Annotated in this window: 17 protein-coding genes; 11 read left to right on the forward strand and 6 right to left on the reverse strand. The window is 41.1% G+C overall.

Annotated features, from left to right (window positions below; translation table 11 throughout):
• The 8 genes from glgB (at position 1) to OGI71_RS02450 (ending at position 11,331) form a co-directional block, all read left to right on the forward strand.
• Positions 1 to 1,959, forward strand: coding sequence for a 1,4-alpha-glucan branching protein GlgB (gene glgB, locus OGI71_RS02415; RefSeq protein ID WP_282253701.1), 1,959 nt, complete (start codon positions 1 to 3; stop codon positions 1,957 to 1,959).
• A 90-nt stretch (positions 1,960 to 2,049) separates the two neighbouring features.
• Positions 2,050 to 3,462, forward strand: coding sequence for a glycogen/starch synthase (locus OGI71_RS02420; protein WP_282253702.1), 1,413 nt, complete (start codon positions 2,050 to 2,052; stop codon positions 3,460 to 3,462).
• A gap of 6 nt (positions 3,463 to 3,468) precedes the next feature.
• Positions 3,469 to 4,752: a glucose-1-phosphate adenylyltransferase gene (locus OGI71_RS02425; RefSeq protein ID WP_120260874.1), complete on the forward strand. Its 1,284-nt coding sequence runs from the start codon at positions 3,469 to 3,471 to the stop codon at positions 4,750 to 4,752.
• A 63-nt stretch (positions 4,753 to 4,815) separates the two neighbouring features.
• Entirely contained in the window at positions 4,816 to 5,571 is a 756-nt protein-coding gene (locus tag OGI71_RS02430; protein ID WP_282253703.1) for a hypothetical protein, read from the forward strand.
• Position 5,572: 1 nt separating this feature from the next.
• A complete protein-coding gene (locus OGI71_RS02435) occupies positions 5,573 to 6,355 on the forward strand; it encodes a M90 family metallopeptidase (protein WP_282253704.1) in 783 nt (260 codons plus the stop codon).
• Between the two features lie 74 nt (positions 6,356 to 6,429).
• Complete coding sequence (locus OGI71_RS02440; RefSeq protein ID WP_282253705.1) at positions 6,430 to 8,211, forward strand: glycoside hydrolase domain-containing protein; 1,782 nt, start codon at positions 6,430 to 6,432, stop codon at positions 8,209 to 8,211.
• Between the two features lie 257 nt (positions 8,212 to 8,468).
• A complete protein-coding gene (locus OGI71_RS02445; RefSeq protein ID WP_282253706.1) occupies positions 8,469 to 10,202 on the forward strand; it encodes a thiamine pyrophosphate-dependent enzyme in 1,734 nt (577 codons plus the stop codon).
• A 661-nt stretch (positions 10,203 to 10,863) separates the two neighbouring features.
• On the forward strand, positions 10,864 to 11,331 hold the full coding sequence (locus OGI71_RS02450; RefSeq protein WP_282253707.1) for a hypothetical protein: 468 nt from the start codon (positions 10,864 to 10,866) through the stop codon (positions 11,329 to 11,331).
• Here the strand turns inward: OGI71_RS02450 and OGI71_RS02455 are convergent.
• Complete coding sequence (locus OGI71_RS02455; RefSeq protein ID WP_282253708.1) at positions 11,311 to 11,706, reverse strand: diacylglycerol kinase family protein; 396 nt, start codon at positions 11,704 to 11,706, stop codon at positions 11,311 to 11,313. The two genes, OGI71_RS02450 and OGI71_RS02455, sit on opposite strands and share 21 nt — an antisense overlap.
• Positions 11,707 to 11,982: 276 nt before the next feature.
• Between OGI71_RS02455 and OGI71_RS02460 the strand changes: the two genes are divergently transcribed.
• Positions 11,983 to 13,155, forward strand: coding sequence for a MalY/PatB family protein (locus OGI71_RS02460; protein WP_282253709.1), 1,173 nt, complete (start codon positions 11,983 to 11,985; stop codon positions 13,153 to 13,155).
• Between the two features lie 97 nt (positions 13,156 to 13,252).
• On the opposite strand, the gene OGI71_RS02465 is transcribed toward OGI71_RS02460, so the two are convergent.
• Positions 13,253 to 15,415 (reverse strand): S46 family peptidase, encoded by a 2,163-nt coding sequence (locus OGI71_RS02465; RefSeq protein WP_282253710.1) that lies wholly within the window; start codon positions 15,413 to 15,415, stop codon positions 13,253 to 13,255.
• A 227-nt stretch (positions 15,416 to 15,642) separates the two neighbouring features.
• Here OGI71_RS02465 and OGI71_RS02470 point away from each other — a divergent pair, with 227 nt between their 5' ends.
• Entirely contained in the window at positions 15,643 to 16,581 is a 939-nt protein-coding gene (locus OGI71_RS02470) for a hydrogen peroxide-inducible genes activator (protein WP_282253711.1), read from the forward strand.
• 6 nt (positions 16,582 to 16,587) lie between these two features.
• On the forward strand, positions 16,588 to 18,387 hold the full coding sequence (locus OGI71_RS02475) for a chloride channel protein (protein ID WP_282253712.1): 1,800 nt from the start codon (positions 16,588 to 16,590) through the stop codon (positions 18,385 to 18,387).
• Positions 18,388 to 18,526: 139 nt separating this feature from the next.
• On the opposite strand, the gene OGI71_RS02480 is transcribed toward OGI71_RS02475, so the two are convergent.
• The 4 genes from OGI71_RS02480 to OGI71_RS02495 all read right to left on the reverse strand — a co-directional run bounded on the left by OGI71_RS02480 (position 18,527) and on the right by OGI71_RS02495 (position 23,571).
• Entirely contained in the window at positions 18,527 to 19,117 is a 591-nt protein-coding gene (locus tag OGI71_RS02480; protein ID WP_223582711.1) for a riboflavin synthase, read from the reverse strand.
• Between the two features lie 642 nt (positions 19,118 to 19,759).
• Positions 19,760 to 20,353 carry a sigma-70 family RNA polymerase sigma factor gene (locus OGI71_RS02485; protein ID WP_282253714.1) on the reverse strand — a complete coding sequence of 198 codons (594 nt, stop codon included), beginning with the start codon at positions 20,351 to 20,353 and terminating at the stop codon, positions 19,760 to 19,762.
• A 207-nt stretch (positions 20,354 to 20,560) separates the two neighbouring features.
• Positions 20,561 to 22,051: an arylsulfatase gene (locus OGI71_RS02490; protein ID WP_282253716.1), complete on the reverse strand. Its 1,491-nt coding sequence runs from the start codon at positions 22,049 to 22,051 to the stop codon at positions 20,561 to 20,563.
• On the reverse strand, positions 22,048 to 23,571 hold the full coding sequence (locus OGI71_RS02495) for a sulfatase-like hydrolase/transferase (RefSeq protein ID WP_282253717.1): 1,524 nt from the start codon (positions 23,569 to 23,571) through the stop codon (positions 22,048 to 22,050). Before OGI71_RS02495 ends, OGI71_RS02490 begins: the two co-directional genes overlap by 4 nt.
• Positions 23,572 to 23,617: the final 46 nt, after the last annotated feature.

Consider the following 23,617-nt stretch of genomic DNA (forward strand, 5'->3'; position numbering starts at 1 on the left):
ATGGCCAATCAAGTAATACCGCATAGTCTTTTTTCGGAATTTGATGTTGCGCTGTTCCAATCGGGCAGGCATTTCAAATTGTATGAAAAATTTGGTTCGCATGAGCTGGAAGTAGAGGGTGAAAGAGGCGTTTATTTTGCGGTTTGGGCCCCAAATGCAAAATCCGTTTCCGTAACGGGAAACTTCAATTTCTGGGACAAGGAGAGCCATCCTTTACATGTCCGCTGGGACACAAGTGGAATCTGGGAAGGTTTTATTCCCGGAATAGCCAATGGTGAAACTTACAAATATTGTATTCAGACCTCTTCAGGAGAAGAGCTTGAAAAAGGCGACCCATTCGCGTTCAAATGGGAGGTAGCACCTAAAACGGCATCCATTGTCCATTCTAATTGGTATGAATGGAATGACGGAAACTGGATGAAGGAGCGTGTCGTAAAAAATAGACTGGACCAGCCATGGTCAGTCTATGAACTGCACCTTGGCTCATGGGCACGAGATCCGGAGAGCCCAGATACGCTATTAAACTACCGGGAGATTGCTGTACAGCTTGTGTCTTATGTCAAGGAAATGAATTTTACACATGTGGAATTTATGCCTTTGATGGAACACCCCTATTACCCCTCATGGGGATATCAGATTACAGGCTATTTTGCGGCAAGCTCACGTTATGGCTCTGCACAGGATTTAATGTTCCTGATAGAAGCGCTCCATGCTGCCGGAATTGGGGTGTTATTGGATTGGGTACCTTCACATTTTCCTGGTGATGCGCATGGGCTTTATCGCTTTGATGGTACAAGCCTTTATGAACATGAAGATCCGCGAAAGGGTTTTCACCCCGACTGGCAATCGTATATTTTCAATTATGGTCGCAACGAAGTGCGCTCTTTTCTGATCAGTAATGCTTTTTATTGGTTGGATCGTTTCCATATTGATGGACTTCGCGTGGACGCTGTCGCATCCATGTTGTATCTGGATTATAGCCGGAACGCCGGTGAGTGGATTCCGAATGAATTCGGCGGTAATGAGAACCTGGAAGCGGTACAATTCCTAAAAGAGTTTAATGAGGCTGTTTATGCACATTTTCCGGATGTACAGACCATCGCTGAGGAATCGACCTCCTGGCCTGGTGTGAGTAAACCAACCTATGCTGGTGGTCTGGGCTTTGGAATGAAGTGGATGATGGGATGGATGCACGATACCCTAGATTATTTTAAGGAAGATCCGATCAATAGAAAATACCATCACGACCGCATCACTTTTGCCACGGTATATGCTTTCCATGAAAATTTTATGCTCCCGCTGTCACATGATGAAGTTGTTTATGGAAAACAGCCTCTGATTTACAAAATGCCAGGCGATGAGTGGCAGAAATTTGCTAACCTAAGGGCGTTATACTTGTTTATGTATACTTTCTTAGGAACGAAATTGTTGTTTATGGGTGGAGAGTTTGGACAAACGTCCGAATGGAATGTGAATAAATCGCTCGACTGGCATCTGTTGGAATTTATGCCACATCAGGGTATGAAAAAATTTGTAGCCGATTTAAACGCGACCTATCGGCAACAACCCAGCCTCTTTCAAAAGGCTTTTGATGCTTCAGGGTTTGAATGGATAGATGCTGGCGACCGTGAAAACTCGGTACTGGTCTATTGGCGTAAGGCATTTGACCAATGGGATGATACCGTGGTTGTGATTAATTTAACACCTGTTGTACGTGAAGATTTTCGTATCGGACTGCCTTATGCAGGAGAATGGGAAGTTGTTTTGAGCTCAGACGATCTTAAATATTTCGGTTCTGGAGTCAGTAGTCAACATGTGGAAAGTGAACACCTGCATTGGATGAACCAGGTGCAGTCTGCTCAGGTCAATCTTCCTCCGCTGGGCGGGTATATTCTTAAACGTAAGAAGGTTTTGAAAGAGGCGGTGCCTGTAAAACCGGGAGAACGTGTTCCCCTGTGATCGTGTATTGTGTCGGTTGGAGGAGTTAGTAAAAGTAAATTTTAAAAAGGATAAGCTCCATTCGACTGATGGAGAAAAAAATATGTACAGATGAAAGTATTTCATTTAAGTGTCGAATGCTATCCAATAGCCAAGGTTGGTGGTCTAGCGGATGTGGTGGGAGCATTGCCGAAGTATCAAACTAAACTCGGGGTAGAAGCAGCAGTGATCATGCCTTGGTACGATCGCCCATTTGTTAAAGACCATTCCTTTGATGTTATTCATGAGGGTACTTTTTTTCAGGGATCTGAACCATTAGATTATAGTGTTTTCAAGGAAAGAGATAATATACTGGGTTTTGAACTCTATTTGATTAAAATTCCAGGTAAATTGGACCGCCAGGAGGTTTATTGCTATCCCGATGAGGGCGAGCAGTTTATCGCCTTTCAACATGCTGTATTAAACTGGTTCAAGGCAAAAGCGATTGTACCTGATATTGTGCATTGCCATGATCATCACGTCGGTTTAATGCCTTTTCTGATGAAATATAGCAATGAATATAATTTCCTTGTTGATGTAAAGACGGTTGCGACAGTTCACAATGGTCAGTACCAGGGTTGGATACACTGGAGCAAAGCGATTTTATTGCCTGGTTTTGATAGTTGGAAATGGGGACTCCTGGACTGGGATGGTCTGATCAATCCACTTGCAGCGCTGATCAAGTGCTGTGATGCCTATACGACTGTTTCGGAGGGCTACCTTGAAGAACTTTATGTGGATGCGAACGGACTGCAGCATCTATTTTATGATGAACGGCATAAGTCGGTGGGGATTGTCAATGGAATCGACTGGGATATCTGGAATCCTGCTAAAGATTACACCTTGATTGAAAATTATGATCTTGCTTCGGCTTTTGCCGGTAAACTCAAAAATAAGCAGGCATTAGCACAGCAGTATAAAATTAATCCTACACTTCCGTTATTGGTCTTTATTGGGCGTTTTGCGACGGAAAAAGGAGCCGATTTATTGCCGGATATAATTTTAGATTTGACTGAAAATTTTTCAGGCAGATTGAGTATATTTATACTGGGTGCTGGAGATCCAGCGATTCAGGCACGGGTAAAAATGCTCGTGGATGAACAGATAGAAAATTTTGATGTGTTCTTTGGTTATGATGAAAATCTTGCGCATTGGCTTTATGCAAGTGCAGACTTTCTTTTGATGCCTTCACGGGTTGAACCGTGTGGACTCAATCAGCTTTATGCCATGAAATATGGGACCTTGCCGATTGTACACACTGTGGGTGGTCTAAAAGATACAGTCATAGATTTAGAAAACAATGGATACGGTGTTGGTTTTGACACGCTTGAGGTAGCTGATATCAGAAAGGCTATTGTCCGCGCGGTCGAATACTATGAAAATAGGTCTAAATTTGAAGACAACCAACACAAAATAATGAGTTTGGATTTTTCCTGGGATAAATCCGCAGCGAAATACTTAAATCTATATAACCAATTAATTTAATTTGATATGTCACATCACAATGTAGTAGCTATCGTCTTGGGCGGAGGAAGGGGCTCGCGTCTGTATCCGTTGACCGACCAACGGTCTAAACCAGCTGTTCCTATTGCAGGAAAATATCGCTTGGTTGATATCCCCATCTCGAATTGTCTCAATTCGGGATTCAATAAGATTTTTGTATTGACACAGTTTAATTCGTCCTCGTTGAATTCGCATATTAAAAATACGTACAATTTCAGTATTTTTAGTAAGGGTTTTGTCGATATTTTGGCGGCCGAACAGACTAATGATGGTGACAAATGGTTTGAAGGTACCGCAGATGCCGTGCGCAGATCGTTCAAGAAGCTAGCAAGTATAGATTACGATTATGTCTTAATCTTGTCGGGGGATCAGCTTTATCAGATGGATTTTGATGCACTGGTGGATTTTCACGTACAGAACGAAGGCGATTTGACGATTGCGACCATTCCTGTCAATGGCAAAGATGCAACAGGTTTTGGAATCCTTAAATCGGATGAGCATAACCACATCACATCGTTTATAGAAAAGCCCAATAGTGAGCAGTTGGTGGACTGGAGTTCAGAAGTGAACGATCATTTGAAAGCCGAGGGCCGTGAGTACCTGGCATCCATGGGGATCTATGTGTTCAGTAAAGGTGTGCTAAAGCGCCTGTTGGAGGAAAACAGCGGAATGGATTTTGGAAAGGAAATTATTCCGGATGCGATTGAAGATATCAACGTACTCAGCTATCAGTATGAAGGCTATTGGACAGATATTGGAACAATAGGCTCATTTTATGAAGCCAATATTGGACTGACGGATAATATTCCAGCCTTTAACCTATTTGATAAAAATACGGTTTTTACCCGACCACGTATGCTACCGCCATCTAAGATTTCGGGCACGACATTGATTAATTCGGTTATCTCCGATGGGTGTATTATCCATGCTGATAAGGTAGACCGTTCGGTGATCGGTGTGCGTTCACGTATTGGTATTGGTTCTGTGGTAAGGGGAACCTATATGATGGGATCGGATTATTACGAGGATTTCTCGGATATGGATGAAGCAAAAAGAAAAAATATGCCCATTGTGGGTGTGGGTGAACGCTGTTATATTGAAAATGCGATTCTGGATAAAAACTGTCGTATTGGAAATGATGTTCGCATCAATGGCGGCCCCCATTTGTTGAACGCCAACCATCAGACTTATACCGTTTGTGATGGTATTGTTGTGATCAAAAAAAATGCGGTTATCCCGAGTGGAACGACAATCGGGCTCGCGACTGTATAAATTTATTAAACAAGGGAGATAATATATTGTTATAATTGCATGTTATTGTAATAAATAAATGCTTTGAAACAGATTATCTCCCTTCTTTTTGTATTGATCACATTTGGCGCCTGCGATACCTCTTTAATGGTACAAAGCACAGGTGTATTACGGGATGCTTCACGAAAATTTGAACTCCATAATGGTGACCGTCGTATTATTTATATCCCGATGCGGCATTTAGGGACACGTGTATATTATGATCAGGTACAAGCTGCGGTAGATTCGCTCCAAAAATCGGGCTATGTTGTCTTTTATGAAAGTATCGCCTATCAGGTAGATAGCGCCGCACAACGTGATCTATACGACCGTAAGTTCAGAAAATTGACCGGTAACCGTCTCGGCTTACAACAATGTATTGAAACTCCCGGAGATACATCAAAAGTGCTAAGGGCACCTCTGTACCGTAAATTGGGACAACGCATTATCAGCCAACCGGATTATTCTTTTTTTCTGGTTGACTATGGAACCGCAGTTAATGCCGATATTCCTAAAAATAAATTATTGGATGATTTTGAGTATCGCTATGGTACGATACAGCTGGATGCCTGCGATTATGATACCCCATTAAGTGCCCCCTATAGTTGCAAACCCATCAAAACAGCGCTCAAGAATAAGTTTGACAAAGAGTTTGTCATGCAACAACGCGAGGAAAATCTAGCTTCTCTAGTGGCTGACGCTCCGCAACAGAAAATTTTAATCTTATTTGGTACATCTCATTTTAAAGGCTTTTTGCGTAATTTGCAAGCCAGAGATCCCCATTGGATCAAGATAAAATAATATGTTAGGAAAGATTTTTATTATACTGCTCGTACCGGTAACCATCTATGTTGTCTATTACCTGTTAAATCGTACCGCGAAAAATAATAAGACGATTAAACGTGTCTTGAGTGATGAGGGGAAGGATATCCTGGAAAAGGAGGTCGCTTATTATCGCCGTCTGACTATTGCGGATAAGCAGGAATTTGAGTCACGCTGTCTTGCATTTTTGGATACCGTCAAGATAGAAGGGGTGGGCGTCACGTTGGAATTGAAAGATTATATGTTGATCGCAGCCAGTGCAATTATTCCGATCTTTGCTTTTAAAAAATGGACCTATCCAAACTTAACCAATATTATGGTCTATCCCTCACATTTCAATGCCGATTATCAATTTGAAGGTCATGCGGATCGGAATATCATGGGAATGGTTGGAGAAGGTGCCATGAATGGTCAGATGATTTTATCTAAATCGGCATTGGAATATGGTTTTCAAAATGCAACTGATGGTCAGAATACGGCTATCCACGAATTTGTGCATCTCATTGATAAAACAGATGGTACAGTAGATGGCGTGCCCAGTTATTTATTGGACAAGGCCGCTGTAATTCCGTTCATGAATTTAATACGGGAGGAAATCAACAAGATCAAACAGCATCAATCGGATATTGATACCTATGGTATGACCAATCCGGGTGAATTTTTTGCTGTCGCATCGGAATATTTTTTTGAAAATCCAACGAAATTTCAAAAAAACCATCCAGCACTTTATACTGCACTTTCTAAAATTTTTGAGCAAAGTTAAGTGGAGATAAATAAAATTTTAGTATTTTTAAAGCAAACAGAAAATGTTTACTTTTTTTGTTAATTACAACTGTTATGCCTAAAACTACTATTTATTCTACTATTGCATTCGCATGTCTATTATTTTGCGGCAATAATCAAGGTTTTTCTCAGGGGCGTTATGCTGTGGGAACGACCTTTACTGAAATGGCGGACCCGTCAAGGGATACGCTTTCTGATTGGTCAAATGTTAAACCTGGTTTGTACGCATCGTTTGTGTCGATCGATAAACGTTTTCCAAAATCTTTAAATCCGAACATCGCTATCCAGTCCAATAACAAGGTGGATGCCTGGAAAGGGGAGCAGGTATCTGCGCAGATACTCCTGTGGACTAGTTCAGCAGCCGCTGATGTTGTTGTTTCGACAGGTGAGTTAAAATCAACTACCGGCAAATCTATTTCTGCTGAAGCGGTACAAGCACGATTTGTTCGTTATGTGATGACAGATGAATTTGCCGAGGGATGTGGCTATCGTAAACCTGAGGATTTTAAGGCCGCACTTTCTGCAGATATGTTGGATGATCTTAAAAGCTATAATCTCGAAGCAAAGCGCGTCCGTCCAGTATGGATTACGGTAAAAGTACCTGCTAGAGCAGCGGCAGGTCAATATAAGACAGTCATTGCTGTTAAACAAAAAGGTAAGGTGATACAAAATTTGGATTTGACTGTTAATGTTCAAGATCAGGTATTACCGCCAGCTTCACAATGGTCATTCCATTTGGATCAGTGGCAACATCCATCATCCGTAGCACGTGTCAACAATGTTAAGATGTGGAGTGATGAGCATTTTGAAGCCTTAAAGCCAACAATGAAGCAGCTGGCTGCTGCAGGGCAGAAAGTTATTACGGCGACGTTAAATAAGGATGCCTGGAATGTACAGACCTATGATCCCTATGCGGATATGATCACCTGGAAGAAAGCAAAAGACGGATCCTGGAGTTATAACTATGCGATATTTGACAAGTGGGTGCAATTTATGATGGACCTGGGAATTAACAAACAGATCAATTGTTATTCATTATTGCCATGGAATAATGAAGTGCATTATTTTGATGAAGCAAAAAATGAACTGGTCAATGTTATCGCAAAACCCGGAACGCCAGTGTTTGAGGAGCTATGGACACCTTTCTTAAAGGATTTTAGTAAACATGTCAGCGCCAAGGGTTGGTTGAAAATTACCAATATCGCGATGGATGAGCGGGCACAGGAGCAGATGGATCCAGCAGTAGAACTTTTGGAACGTGTGGTACCTGAATTTGGAATTGCTTTTGCAGACAACCATAAAAGTTATAAGCGTTATCAAAAAAGTACCGATATCAGTGTCGCTGTAGGCGATCCTTTCGATCAAAATGATTTAATTGAAAGACGTAAAAAAGGGTATATCACTACATTCTATGTTTGCTGTTCAGATGAGTTTCCGAACCAATTTACATTTTCTGATCCGGCAGAATCGACCTATATGGGGTGGTACGCACTCGCTGCGGGATTTGATGGCGCGCTACGTTGGGCCTTTAATTCCTGGGTAGCCAATCCGCTACAGGATTCGCGATTCCGTACATGGCCTGCTGGAGACACTTATATTGTTTATCCACAAGGTCGTAGCTCTATTCGTTATGAGCGTATGTTGGAAGGTATTCAGGATTTTACCAAAGTGAATATACTGAAAGAAAAGTTGGAAAAATCTAACGATCAAACGAATTTGGCAAAACTGAACGCAAAAATTGCCAAACTAAAAAAATCTAGACGTTATGCTGCGTGGAATGATGATCTCAATGATGCTAAAGCATTTGTAACCGAATTATCCAATAAGATCAAGTAAACAATCTTCATAGAGTTGAATAAACAGGCTGCTCCTCGATACGATGGGAGCAGCCTGTTTTTTTTAGGTAGCGTCTTTCTTGCAAAACGTGGCCTGCAATCGTCATCTCTGTTCTGAAAACAGCGGATCGATCTGTATGTACTTTCTTCAATAGTAGAATACCCAAAACCATTGTTTCGCAATATTGTTGTTATAAAGAAGCGATAGCGTAATCAACACATCGTCGTGATATCAAAATCTTAAATCATCATATGGGTATGAAAAATGTAGCACACCAGATCGTTGGTATTTTAAAAGATGCGGGAATAAAACGTATTTATGCCGTGACGGGAGATAGTTTGAATTTTTTTAATGAGGCAGTTCATGAGGATGGAACCATGCAATGGATACATGTCAGGCATGAGGAGGTTGGTGCATTTGCTGCGACCGCCGAAGCGGATCTGCACGGGATTGCCTGCTGTGCTGGAAGTAGTGGGCCAGGCCATGTTCACCTGATCAATGGCGTTTATGAGGCACATAAGACACGTGTTCCGATGCTGGTGATTGCTTCAACCTGCGCCACCTACGAGTTTGGTACAGACTACTTTCAGGAGACTAATCCGATCAAATTATTTGACGACTGCTCGTGTTATAATCAGATGATTACCCGGCCGGAACAGGTGCAACGTATGGTTCAGAATGCACTACAGCAGGCAATCTCAAAACGGGATGTTGCTGTTATCGGTCTTCCGGGGGATGTCTCCGAAATGGAAGCTGTCCATATGAACACTTCGGCAAAGGTATTCTTTACGCAGCCGCAGATCAGACCCTCAGAGCTTGAAATCGGGCGTTTGGCACAATATATTAATCAGGCGGATAAAGTGACTTTATTCTGTGGCGTAGGTGCCCGGAATGCGCAGAAACAAATTGTTGAACTCTCCGAGAAAATTCATGCGCCTGTGGGGTATTCATTTAAAGCTAAGTTGGATATTCAACGGGATAATCCCAATGAAATCGGTATGACGGGACTTTTGGGGACGGCATCGGCCTTTCAGAGTATGCACCATTCGGATCTGATCCTTCTTTTGGGAACTGATTTTCCTTACAAGGATTTTATACCCACCAATAAAACAATTGTTCAGATCGATATCGAGGGCGAGAAACTTGGTCGACGCTCGATCGTAGACTATGGCTTGGTGGGGGATATTGAGCACACATTGAAAGCTGTTCTACCCTTTGTGGAGGCGAGAACTGATTCGAGTTTTCTCGAAAAACAATTGGCGGCCTACGAGAAAGTAAAAGAAGATCTGATGATCTATGTCGAAGATTCGGGTAGTGAATGTGCTATTCAACCGGAATTTGTGGCCCATACGATTGACCAAAAGGCGAGCGATGATGCTATTTTTTTAGTGGATACCGGCATGTCCTGTGTATGGGGAGCACGTTATATCAATCAGCGACGAGATCGCAAAATGCTCGGCTCATTTAATCATGGCTCTATGGCGAACGCAATGCCGATGGCGATTGGAGCAGCATTGACACATCCCGAAAGACAGATCATAGCCTTCTGTGGTGATGGTGGCCTTTCGATGTTGCTGGGAGATCTGGCTACGATAAAACAGTATAATTTGCCAATCAAACTGATGGTGTTCAATAACCGTTCACTCGGAATGGTCAAATTGGAAATGCAGGTTGCCGGTTTAAAAGATCAGGAAACTAATATGGTCAATCCAGATTTTGCGATGGTCGCACAGGCGATGGGGATCCGTGCTTTTACGGTGACGCAACCAGAAGAGGTCGAAGGTATCTTGGATGAAGCATTCCGTATAACGGACGAGCCGGTACTCATCGATATCTTTACCAGCCCCAATGCCTTAGCCATGCCACCCAAAATATCATTTAGCCAAATGAAAGGAATGACCGAAAGTATGGCTAAATTGATGCTATCAGGTAACTTTGAGGAAGTATGGGACACCATCAAGTCAAATTATAAGCACTTGAAATCGCTCTGATACACGTAGATAACTTGTATATCTATGCTAAAAAAAGCCTCTCCAATATAAAATAGTTGGGGAGGCTTTTTGTCTAGGAAAAAAATAGGGTATTCGGACTATTGATTGAATTAAGTGAATTACTGATCAACACTGGCGTTGAACGAACCAAAGGCTCTTCAATAACTCCTCTTTACAGCGTCGAAGTTTTTCTATTTTCGATTCCGAAGAAATAGAAACATTCTCTTTAACAATAATAGCCAAATCTGTTTCAATGGATAATTTAGTGAGGGATGTAGACCCACTATCAAATTTCTTAAAGCTTACATCTTTCATACTAATATTGGTTAAGAATTTCTGAATTTTATAATGTACAATTTACTAATAAAAATTAGCTTTACAATAAGCTATGAATAATTTTATTGTTACTAAATTGTTTATTTTTAATATTTTATCGAGCTATAACTTATAAACAATATTGCTGCAATTTTTGTTTTCTGAATTCCAAAATATTAAATGTTAGTTATTTAAAACAATATGTTGTTTTGATTGCTATTGATATTAATAAACAGGGAAGGCGGAATCTATTGTTCATAAGCTGCGGTTAGCTCGTCAATAAATTCCCGTTGGCGCTGATTTTTTTCAGTTGCTGCCACGTATTTAAGAAAAATTAATTATTCGCATGAAAATAATCAATATTGGATTGTCACTACTGATTTTTGCTACCGCTTGTCAGCAAAAGGACAAAAAGAAAGATGACCAGGCACAAATGGGATCGGATACCACAGGTCTTGCAGCAGCAATTGCTGAAAATGGAACCTATCAATACCTCAAAAATGGCGATACAATTTCGTTAACAATCGCCATTGATGGCGATAATGTGCATGGTGACCTCAACTACAAGTGGAAAGAAAAAGACCGAAATGTTGGGCATATTGATGGTGTTCTGAAAGACGGTATCTTGTTGGCGGACTATACCTTTGCTTCCGAAGGACAGCAATCCGTTCGGCAGGTGGCTTTTAAATTCTCCAAAAACCAAGCTGTTGAAGGTTTTGGTGATATGGAAGAAAAAGGAGGGAAGATGTCTTTTGTTGCGCCTGATAAATTGGCTTATGATGAAAAATTTGTCCTAGAAAAGCTGACCCAATGAGCACCATAGCAGGAGTTTTGGGATAAATATAATCAGTCCGATCAGTAGCGCTGTGATACTGCTCAGCATGACCGCGGCAGCAGCAACGTCTTTGATCCTTTTGATGTTGGGATTTTTTTCTTGGCAGACAAAATCAGCGAGATGTTCTAATGCCGTGTTCAGCAATTCACAGACAAGAACAAAACCAATGGAAAAAATAATTGCTAGCCACTCATAGGGGCTTATTCGGAGGAGGTACGATAGTACGATTGCTACAACTGCGGCAATGAGATGTATCCTGAAATTATGTTCTTCTTGCCAAACGATTTTTAAACCATTGAAGGCATAGCTAAAACTTCGGATTCTATCTTTCCATGAAAAGTTGCTTCGGGCCATAGTCAATCTGCTAAATTTTATGTAAATATAACCTTTCCCTTCGTTTTTGATTGGCTCAAAATGTAGTTTACTTCCGGAACCCTTATCCTTATCCTAACCTGTCATCCTTGTCCTGACCTGCACTTTTACTTACTAATGGCACATATCTCAAATAGCTACTACTCCGATAGAGCTCTAAGGGCAGCGGATTTTAGTCTGGACTTATCGCTATTTTAGTCGCTGATTTTTCCCAAAAGTATTATTGGAAATGCGTAGTATTTTTGAGTAAATTGCTGTATGATCTACAATTTTGATAAAATAATCGACCGTAGGGGGACTGATTCGGTAAAATGGAATCAACAGGACTATGCCGATTTAATTCCACTCTGGGTTGCTGATATGGATTTCCCTGCATCCAAAGAGATTATTGACGCGTTGACCACACGTGTTCAACATGGTATTTATGGCTATGCAAAAGTGCCGGATGCTTTTTATGAGGCTGTATCGGACTGGTCTAAACGTAAACATGGTTTTCATTTGCAGCGCGAGTGGATACTTCCGGTTTTAGGTGTGGTGCCGGCTTTGTCGGCAATCGTCGCTGCATTAACAGAAACGGGGGATAAAGTACTGATCCAGGAACCTGTATACCATTGTTTTTTTTCATCGATCGAACGCAATGGTTGTGAGGTGGTTTCCAATGACCTATTGTATAAAGATGGGCAATATGCAATTGATTTTGTAGATTTTGAAATTAAGGCGAGTGATCCGAAAGTGAAGCTCTTTATCCTCTGCAGCCCACATAACCCTGCAGGTCGGGTTTGGACAAAAGTCGAGCTTGAACGCTTGGGTAAGATCTGTCTAAAGCACAATGTTCTTGTTATTTCGGATGAAATCCATTGTGACTTAGTATTTGAAGGGCATCAGCATATTCCTTTTGGAACGATCAATCAAGCCTTTTTGGCGAATACAATCACTTGTATTGCTCCAAGCAAAACCTTTAATCTTGCAGGACTGCAAGTCGCCACGGTCATAGTCGCGGATCCTATCTTAAATAGAAAAGTGCAGGATGCCTTTCTTGCCAATGAGATAGCGAGTATCAGTCCTTTTGCGATCACGGGTTTAATAGCTGCTTATCAACAGGGGGAGGATTGGCTACAGCAAGCGCTAGCCTATATTTATAATAATTATATTTATTTAAAAAACTATATAGCGGAGCATCTGCCGACCTTAAAAATTATTCCACTTGAGGGTACCTATTTGGTTTGGATAGATTGTACCGCTTTAAAGCTTTCCAGCCGAAAAATAGGACAAATACTATTGAAAGAGGTCCATCTGCAGGCCAATGTCGGTGCCATGTACGGTAAGGGAAGTGGTTCTTTTATCCGGTTGAATATCGCCTGTTCGAGGTCTATTTTAGAGGAGGGATTAGCGAGGCTGAAGCAGGTCTTGCTGAATTTGCCAAAAGAATAACGAATTATTTAAGGTTATTGATTTACTCCAATATTAAAAAGCACCTGAACGGTTTGGTTCAGGTGCTTTTTAACGTATAAAACGCTTTTGGTAACGATTAAATACCCATTTCCTTTAAAATAAAATGAGCATTGTCAATCTTATCAGCAACCCAAAGTACATAACGGATATCCACACCGATAGAGCGGCTATAACTTTCATTCCATGCAAAATCGTTGATTGTAGCATCATAGGCACGGTCAAAGTTTACACCGATCAACTCACCATTTGCATTCATGATCGGCGAACCTGAGTTGCCCCCTGTGGTGTCCATATCATACAATATATTGACAGGAACTGAGCCCAGGTCTTTCTTTAAATAGGGGCCAAAGTTCTTATTGAGATACGCCGTCTTGATTTCTTGCGGATAATCGAAATCGGATAGACCAAGATTCCCTTTCTGAATAATACCTTCGATGGTTGTGAATGGTTTCATATAGGTAGCGTCAGCAGGAGCATAGCCTTTAATATGTCCATAAGTCAAACGCAAGGTGGAGTTAGCATCTGGAATAAAGTTTTTGGCCTGAAAGATTTCCTTGACAGCGACATAGTCACCCATCAGTTTATTCAACACACCTTCACGTCTTTTCTGCTCAGCGGCGAAGATGACAATATCATTGTCTAGCTCATTTTGAAAATTCAATAGTTTATCATTAAATTGGCTTAACGCGTTTGCATTCGCTAAAACCGTATTTAAAATATAAGTTTGATCCGCCAATTTACTGCCATCGATGAGCTGTGTAGCATAGGTATTGGCAGTTTCGCCATTCAATTGGAGTTTCTGAATTGATCCAAGCTGATTTTTACCTTGAAAAGCAGCGGCATCGGCAAGCATCTTACCGAAAATATGTTGGTCTGCCTGTTTGTTGTAACTTTCGTAAGTGTCCTGAATACTTTTTTTGAGCTGTTCGACATTATAGTCGAATAACTGTTTTGCGGCATGCGAAGAGCGCTCTTTACCCATTGCTACTTTTAGGGTGTTGAGATCGCGGGCAACTTTCAGCAAACTGGTACTGTTATAAATATTGTTAATCCAAAGCTCTTTCAAGGCATCTTGATCACTGATTTGATAATAAGCGGCAATATCGTTTAATAGATTGCCATATTTACCTTTAAGTTCGGGTTTACTCAAGATAAATGCTGCAAGCGCCTCATCTTCCTGCTTTTTGGTTGACAGGAGATCTATGCCGCGCAACCCTTTGAGCTTGCCACGGTAATTTTTAAGCACGTTGGCGTTGCGTTTGATCCGTGTCGCCAAAGAGAGTGCAATATCCGTATTGTCTTTCCCAGCTTCCTCCATTTGTTTGTTCTGGAAATCATACAAATTGGAAACGTAAGGCAATAAATAGTCTTGTTGGTATTTGATATACTGCGCCGGACGATGTCTGAATGTCTTCCCCGGATAACCTAGGATAAAGGTGAAATCATTTTCTTTCACACCATTTGGATTAACTTTCAGGTGCTTTTTTGGTTGGTAGGGCACATTATCTTTTGAATAGGGAGCTGATTTTCCATCTTTACCCACATAGGCCCGAAGGAAGGAATAGTCACCTGTATGACGTGGCCATACCCAGTTGTCAGTCTCACCGCCAAATTCACCAATATTTTGGCGTGGAATATAAACAAGACGCACATCTTCGATTGTTTTGTAGCGAAATAGCACATAGCTTTTGCCAATGAACATTTCGGATACTTCAGCTTTGATTGTTGGGTCTTCTTTTTCAGCCTGTTTAACAAGCTCTTCTTGTTTTCTTTTGATTGTATTGATGCGCTCGACCGGGTCACTGATATTGGCTACGGCATTTAATATTTTAACAGATACATCTTCGTATGAATCTGTAATTCTGATCTTTAATCCTTTTGCTTCAATCTCCTGCTCCTGATTTTGCGCAACAAAGCCATTTTTAAGATAATTGTTGATGGCGGTACTTGCCAATTGAACTGCAGAAAAGGCACAGTGATGGTTGGTAATAATCAGACCACGGTTGGAGACGAATGATCCTGTACATCCACTGACTTGAACCAGGGCATCCACTAATCCAACTTGGCCGGGATTGTAAATATCCTTCTCACTGATCTTTAATCCGGCTTTCTTTAAACCCGCTCTATTTAAATCGCTCAATGGGTACATCCCTTCATCTGGGTTCGCATTTGCGTATGGGATGTTCGTTGTGGATAATAATAGTGCTAGTGCAATTGTCGTATGATGTATAAACTTCATGGGATTTTTTAATATCAACTGTTATAAATCTCCAAATTTAAGAAAAGCTTTTTGATGAATCCGACTTTTCGATCAACTATTGTCATAATAGCTGGTCAATTCTCGCTTTTTGGCAAGATATTTATTGTATAATATGATCAGGGAAGCAATGGTCAAACTTTAAAATATTGTGTATTTGCCATCGTTTTACAGGAGTATTCGTAATTTTGCGCTTTAAAGATTTTAACATGACCTTAATCCAATTGGAATATATCATTGCTGTTGATACCTATCGTAGTTTTGTTGCCGCAGCCGAAAAGTGTTTTGTGACACAGCCGACCTTAAGTATGCAGATCCAGAAACTGGAGGAGTCTTTGGGGGCTAAAATCTTTGACCGGAGCCGTCAGCCTGTTGTGCCTACTGAAATTGGGGAGAAGATTATTCTTCAGGCAAGGTCAGTCCTGACTGAAAGCCGTAAGATCAATGAAATTGTACAGGACAAGAAGGGGGAAATCGAGGGAACACTAAAAATCGGTGTTATCCCGACAATTGCGCCCTATTTATTGCCTAAGGTATTGACCACGTTTATGGAGAAGTATCCAAAACTGCAATTGCAGATCTGGGAATATACTACCGAACGTATTGTTCATGAGTTGAAGGTTGGGCTTTTGGATTGCGGTGTACTATCTACCCCCTTAAATGATCAGGGCATACTGGAGTCCCCTCTGTTTTATGAAAATTTTGTCGCTTATATATCTGAAAATAGTCCTTTGTTTTCCAAGAAAGTGTTGAGTGGAGATGATATCGCCGATGATAAGCTCTGGTTGCTCAATGAAGGACATTGTATGCGTGGACAAGTACTTAATATTTGCCACCATAAGCACAATCAAGATCTCTCCGGACGTTTTGAGTATAACACCGGTAGTGTTGAGACACTTAAAAGAATGGTGGATATCAATGACGGTATCACAATCTTGCCCGAGCTATCGATTTCAGATTATGTGGATGAACAGCTGGATAAGATCCGTTATTTCAAATCACCGGAACCCGTCCGCGAAATATCGTTGGTTACGACACAAAATTATGTCAAACGACATGCAATTCAGGCATTGGAAAAGGAAATATTAGCGGTTGTACCTGATAAATTTAAAACAAAAAAGAAAAAGGAAGTGTTGAGCTTTCAATAAGAAGACATGGCAAATCTCAGTGTACGTTTTTTTAAGAAGATAGATCAGATCAATCAATGGCGAATGAAAAAAGTTTCGAACAGAAACTTTATTATTCTCCTGGCCTTTTTAGTTGGAATTGTTGGCGGTCTGATGGCGTCTGTATTAAAAAGACTAACGCATTTTATTGCGGCCACAATCCAGGATGATATTGATTGGAAGGTTAAATATTCGGTTTATTTGATTTTCCCGTTGATCGGGATCTTACTGAGTGTGTTTTTTGTTCGGAAATTTCTGAAAGGAAAGAAGATGGAGCATGGTATCACCCCGATTATCTATGCCATCAGCCGAAAGGGAAGCCGATTGGACCCAAGTAATATCTATTCGCAGGTCGTCACTTCGGCGATTACGGTTGGATTTGGAGGTTCCTGTGGATTGGAGGCTCCCGTGGCATTAGGGGGCTCGTCGATAGGTTCTAATATTGCCCGTTTTTTTGGTCTGCAATATAAGGAAGTCACGATGCTTTTAGCCTGTGGTGCGGCAGCAGGAATTTCGGGCGCATTTAATAGCCCTTTGGCTGGAATGATCTTTGCGATTGAGATATTGCTTCCGGAATTCTCCATTCCGGTTTTTATTCCACTTTTGATTTCTTCGGCCTTGGCGTCCGTTGTATCGCGGCTTTTGTACAGTGAGCCGCTATTTAGTACGTTCAATTCGGATTGGCAGGTTTCTGCCTTGTTATTTTATTTGTTATTGGCGGTATTGATTGGACTGTATACCATCTATTTTGCCCGTGTATCCAGTTCGGTAGGAAAATGGTTTGCTAAAATAAAGAATCCCTATAACAAAGTATGGGTAAGCGGAATATCCTTAGGGATTATGATTTTCGTATTTCCAGCACTTTATGGTGAGGGGTATATTACGATCCAGCAGATTCTCAATGGACAATTTAACTCAATTGTAAAAAACAGCTTGTTTTCTGATTATAAAGATATGGGATTGGTGGTGTTGGGTTATACCATTTTGACCTTATTTGGTAAATCTTTTGCTGCACTATTTACGTTGAATGGAGGCGGAAACGGCGGGGTGTTTGGACCGAGTCTGGTGATGGGCGGCCTATTAGGCTTTGCCTTTTCTTATGGGGTCAATCTGACCGGTATTGCGGAGCTTAACGTCCCAAATTTTGTAGTTGCCGGTATGGCAGGTGCGCTGAGTGGTATTATGCATGCACCGTTGACGGGTATCTTCTTAATTGCAGAAGTCACAGGAGGCTATACCTTAATGGTACCCCTGATGTTGGTCTGTTCACTTTCCTACTTGATTAATCGCGCGGTATTGAAGCATTCGATCTATACAAAAGTATTAGCCGAATCAGGTGATCTCATTTCTTACGAAGATAAGGACCGCTCCGTCTTGAGTATGATGCGGATTAAATATGTTCTGGAAACCAATTTTGTGATTCTGAGACCCGATGAAACGCCTAAAAGTAGGCAGTCAGATATTATCCACAGTAAACGTAATATTTTTCCGGTGGTGAGTTATGAAGGTAAATTTATGGGGCTTCTCTATAGCGAATTTTTATTCTCGGTGCTGTTAGGAGAGGTCGAAGGGGGGGAGACTCCATTTGAAAAATTGGCACAGAAACCAAACGATACAGTAGGGATCAACGAGAATATGGAAATTGTGATGGCCAAGATGAACAAAGATGACACCTGGATATTACCGGTACTTGGGGATGAAAATAAATATATGGGCTTTGTGTCCAAGTCCAGTGTTTTTAATAAATATCGGGCGTTACTTATCCGTCAGGGACATTATTTAGAGTAAACGGATCTGGATTGGTGTAAACATAATCTGGAGTACAATCATGTTCTCGGATAGATGGTTGGTGGGAAATCGTTTATTGACCAGATACTTACATGGACTTAAAGGTGGTAAAATCCATGTAAGTATAGTTTGGGCTGAATTAGCCACGCATGGCCATAATTTTTGTCACGTATTTTCCAATAATATCAAATTCAAGGTTGATTGTCGTACCTACTTCAACCTGTTGAAGATTGGTATGTTCGAGTGTATAAGGAATGATTGCAACAGAAAACTGGTCATCACGAGAATCTACCACTGTCAGACTAATACCATTAACGGTAATGGATCCTTTTTCTACTGTAATATTCTGTTTGGAAGGATCGTATTGAAAGGTAAAAATAAAACTACCATTTTCATCGGTTTTCTGTATACAGGTTGCGGTCTGATCGACATGACCTTGGACAATATGCCCATCAAATCTTCCACCGGCTAAGGTACAGCGTTCGATATTAACCAGGTCTCCAACTTTCAACTGTGCTAGATTCGTTTTCTGTAAGGTCTCATCAATCGCTGTTACTTTGTGTACCTGATCATCAAGTCCAACAACGGTCAGACATACCCCATTGTGGCTTACGCTCTGATCTATTTTAAATTCATTGGAGATCGGGGAGCTCACATAAAAATGAATGTTGCTTTTTTCGTGTTCAATACGTTCGATTTTTCCTAAGGTTTCTATGATTCCGGTAAACATACACTAAAATTTTTGATTCAATCAAAGTTACTAAATAATCGAATTAAACATGGTTTTCGCCAACAAAATCGACGCATGAATGACAGAATAACTTATGGTAAATATAATTCATGGAAGGGATAAATACTGTAATAGAATCTGCTTTGATATAGTATGCTAAAAAAACGGCTTCTGAAAATAGCAAAAAGATTGTGTGTATATAGTACACTTACTATTCCTTTTGTCGTAGCTATGCCAAAACAAATTTATGGGAATTGAAAAAAAATATTACAAAATTTTTGTTTATATCATTTGAAGCATTATCTTTGTCATAGGTTTAGGTTGATTGCCTCTTACAAAGAGGTATTTATAAAAGCTTAGCAGGTCGCCCGACCAAATGCTAAGCTTTTTTTATTTTGCAGTAATATGCTGTTTTACAGTTGATTATGTTTTCATTCTGCCCGATCATTTCTTTTTTTGAATTGCCTGTTTTTTTATTGGTTCGTATTTTTTTAAATTAAGAATAAGCTCGCTACGCGCTGTTTATTGGCCAGAGTGTATACTTATTCGATTTTCATAGCTGTTGCTGCTTGTGGAAGTATGAAAACTTTATTTTTTCGGTATAACTATACGATATGCTGTTACCGGAATAGATTGATTTTTTTAGCTTTTGAAAATATGTAAAGCGGACATTGAGATGAGCAGAAGGTATTCGAAATTTTTGGATCTGAAGCGTTCTTTTAAGGCAAGGAGTGCCTTGGAACGTGCATAATAGACATTTGATGGGGTAGTGTCCAGTACCTTACAGATTTCTTCGGTATCTAAATCCTCCAAAAAGCTCATTTTACATATTTTAGCCTGCTGTTTTGGTAGTTTATCGATTTCAGCCAGTAATAGCTCCGTTAGCTCTGTCCTAAATATTTTTTTTAGAATATCGTCCTCGGGTAGGGATAAATTCTGAAGGATATCCAATTCTTCGGTCTGCATTTTAAATCGGGCCGATCTTTTCATATCGATACAGGCATTCTTTGTGGCGATATACAAAAATGCTTTGAGGCTATCGTAATTGTCCACTTTCTCTCTGTGATTCCAGAGCTTGACAAAGATATCAGATACAATTTCTTCAGCATCGGTTTTACTGCGTAGATAGGAAAACGCAAAATAACGTAGCGCATGGCCAAAATGGTCCATGAAAAAGCACAATGCGCTTTCATTACCCTCTTTTAATGCGTTAATATGCGACTCTAGTTGAAGCATGTTTGGTTATCAATATTTTTCTTTCATTGCCCTAAGATGGACATAATGACCGATATCATGGCCTTTATTGTTGTTCAATAGGATATTTACGGGCAGCCTCCCAACATAGATACTAACAACGAAGTTACATAAAAAACTTGGGTTGTTATGCTTGAAAGCATAACAACCCAAGTTTTTTAACGGTGAATAAATGAGATCCGGAAAAATTTATTTTTTTACTAGCTTACTGTCTATGATTTCCCATTCTTTTATGTGTGCGGGACGGTGTTCAGTAAGGATAATTTCATCAAAATGACGGAGCAATTCGGGGTGTTTATTCGCAATATCCTTTCGCTCCCAGGGATCCGTTTCTAGATCATACAATTGCCATTTTGCTTTTGGATTATTTTTTAAATCGAGTTTAATTGCCTTCCATTGTCCCTCACGTATGGCAACCTGACCACCCTTTTCGGGATACTCAAAGTATAAATATTGGTGTTTTTTTTGGTTCTTTTGTCCCAACCAGGTTGGCAACAAGGACAGTCCATTGGTATTACCGGGATCCTGTTGGACCAACTGTCCAAAGGTGGCCATCAGGTCATATTGTGCTGAGATGACAGCTGTCTCGGTGTTTGCTTTGATTGTTTTGGGCCAACGGACGATCAATGGAACTTTAATTCCACCTTCAAACACATCCATTTTTAACCCTCTGAGTGAATCGACGCTCTTGAAAAAGCGATAATCTATACCACCGTTGAAACCAGTTCCATTGTCGCTGGAAAACAAGATAATGGTATTGTCGTCCAGACCCAGGGATTTAATATGTTCCATGATCAGGCCCACTTGATCATCCAGATAAGTGATCATGCCTGCATAGGTAGCTCTTGGATAAGGAGTGGCCGTGTAGCCATCCTGCCCATAGTAAGGATGGTCATGGAAAAGATCTTTATACCGATCCACATATTCCTGGGGTACCTGTAAAGAAAGATGGGGTAAGGTGTACGGAAGATAGAGGAAGAAAGGACTGTTTCGGTTCTTATCAATAAATGCCAATGCCTTCTCCGTCATAATTTCAGGGGCATATTGTTTGCCACTGAATTGCTCAAAATCTTTGGCTGTTGCTTTGGTGGAGTCGAGTGGAATATGCACAAACTTTTCTTTGTTTTGGAGTGGATATTTTTGCTCGTTTTCCCAAAGATGGCTTGGATAGTAATTGTGAGCCTGCTTTTGGTCCAGGTAACCAAAGAAGTAGTCAAATCCCTGTTTGTTGGGACTTCCCGTTGTATTTTGCATGCCTAGCCCCCATTTTCCGATAGCGCCAGTATGATAACCTGCTTTTTTAAATAGGTGAGCCATGGTGTAGGTTCCCTCGGGCAGGGGCATTTGTCCACCTTCCAAGCTATCGGCAAACCCGCCCAATTCATAATTACCCCGAATATAGGACTGACCACCATGTTTACCTGTCAATAACATGCAGCGCGCTGGGGCACAGACTGGTGTACTGGTGTAATGGTTGATAAAACGAAGTCCCTCTTGCGCCAACTTTTGCAGGTTGGGGGTTTTGATCAGCTGTTGTCCGTAAGGTTCTGTCTCGGCATAGCCCAAGTCATCCGCATAAAAAAAGATGATATTGGGCTGTTTTTTGTGCACTTGTTTTTGTTGTGCAAAAAGCATCCCCCATCCCAGTAGGATGAGGGTAAGACCTATTCCTTTTTTCATTTTTTGCGTTCTCCTTCCAATAACTGTTTCAACTCAGTCACTTTTTCAGGATATTTAGCAGCAACGTTGTTTTTTTCTCCGATATCATTTTTGAGGTCGTATAATTGATCTTCGGGAAGATTTCCTGTTTCTGTATCCGTCAATTTCATATAGGCGGTACCGTCGCTTGGCGCAATATATTTCCAATCGTCTTTAACAATAGCCAAGGTTTGTGCATGTTGGATCATCGTGCTACGTCCTTTGGGATCTTCGCCGGTTAAGGTTTTCAATAAGGCCTTGCTATCTTTTGCTTCATCAGCTTTTAATTTTACACCTACGAGCTGCGCACTTGTTGCCAACAGATCCATTTGACTGATCAATGCATTGGATACCTTACCTTTGGCCACCCCTTGTCCGCTGACGATAAAAGGTACACGTGTCCCTCCCTCAAAGATACTATATTTGCCACCTCTGAGCGGTCCTGCTGGCTGGTGTCCATTAAGCTGGGCCACGGCGCCGTCCACATAGCCGTCATCCAATACCGGACCGTTGTCGCTACTGAAAATGATAATTGTGTTCTTGTCCATGCCCAGTAGCTGCAATTGTTGTTGAATCTGTCCGATTGTCCAATCCAATTGAAGAATAGCATCTCCCCGGTAACCGAGCTTACTTTTGCCTCTGAATTGTGTGGCGGGCATACGTGGTACGTGGGGTTCCGTTAAACAGAAGTAGAGGAAGAATGGCTTATCCTGATGTTGTGAAATGAAATCTTGTGCTTTATGTAGAAAGGTTGTGGAAACTTCTTCGTCTACCCAGCGTGCACGTGTGCCGCCGCTCATGTAGCCAATCCGTCCGATGCCATTGACAATTGTCTGGTTGTGCCCTTGGCCGGGAGAGGATTGCATTTTGAGTAATTCGGGATGTTCTTTGCCCGTAGGATCATTGCCTATTTTTTTCTCATAATCGACAAGGATGGGATCGTTTGCTTCAGCGGCGACAACCCGATCATTTTCTAAGAAAACGGTCGGAACCCGATCGGCCGTTGCAGGGAAGATAAATGAGTAATCAAAACCAACATCGTTAGGTCCGGGTTTGATGGCTGCATTCCAGTCTTTTTTGACCTCGCTGCCAAGTCCCATATGCCATTTACCGACAATTGCTGTTGCGTAGCCTGCATTTTTGAATACTTTGGGCAATGTGATTTTGTCTGTCGGTACTATCAGCTTGGCATCTCCGGGCAGGATACCTGTACCCGTCTGGCGCCATGGATAGGTACCTGTCATCAAAGCAAAGCGAGATGGGGTACAGGTTGCGGAGGTACTATGTGCATTTGTAAAGCGCGTACCGCTGTGCGCCAATTTATCCAAGTTTGAGGTTTCAATCTGTTGGGCTCCATAGCTGCTCAAATCACCAAAGCCAAGATCATCCGCATAGATATAGATAACGTTTGGTTTATTCAGTTTTTGTGCAAATGAAGTCAGCGGAAGTGTCATCGCCAGACTCAAAGAAAGTAGGATCGTAAGAGATAGGGTCTTTTTCATATTGTGCAAATACGTTGATCGGGTGTCGTCTTTTTGTTGACGACAC

The sequence above is a fragment of the Sphingobacterium sp. ML3W genome (assembly GCF_029542085.1).
In the GTDB taxonomy this organism is placed as follows: Bacteria; Bacteroidota; Bacteroidia; order Sphingobacteriales; family Sphingobacteriaceae; genus Sphingobacterium.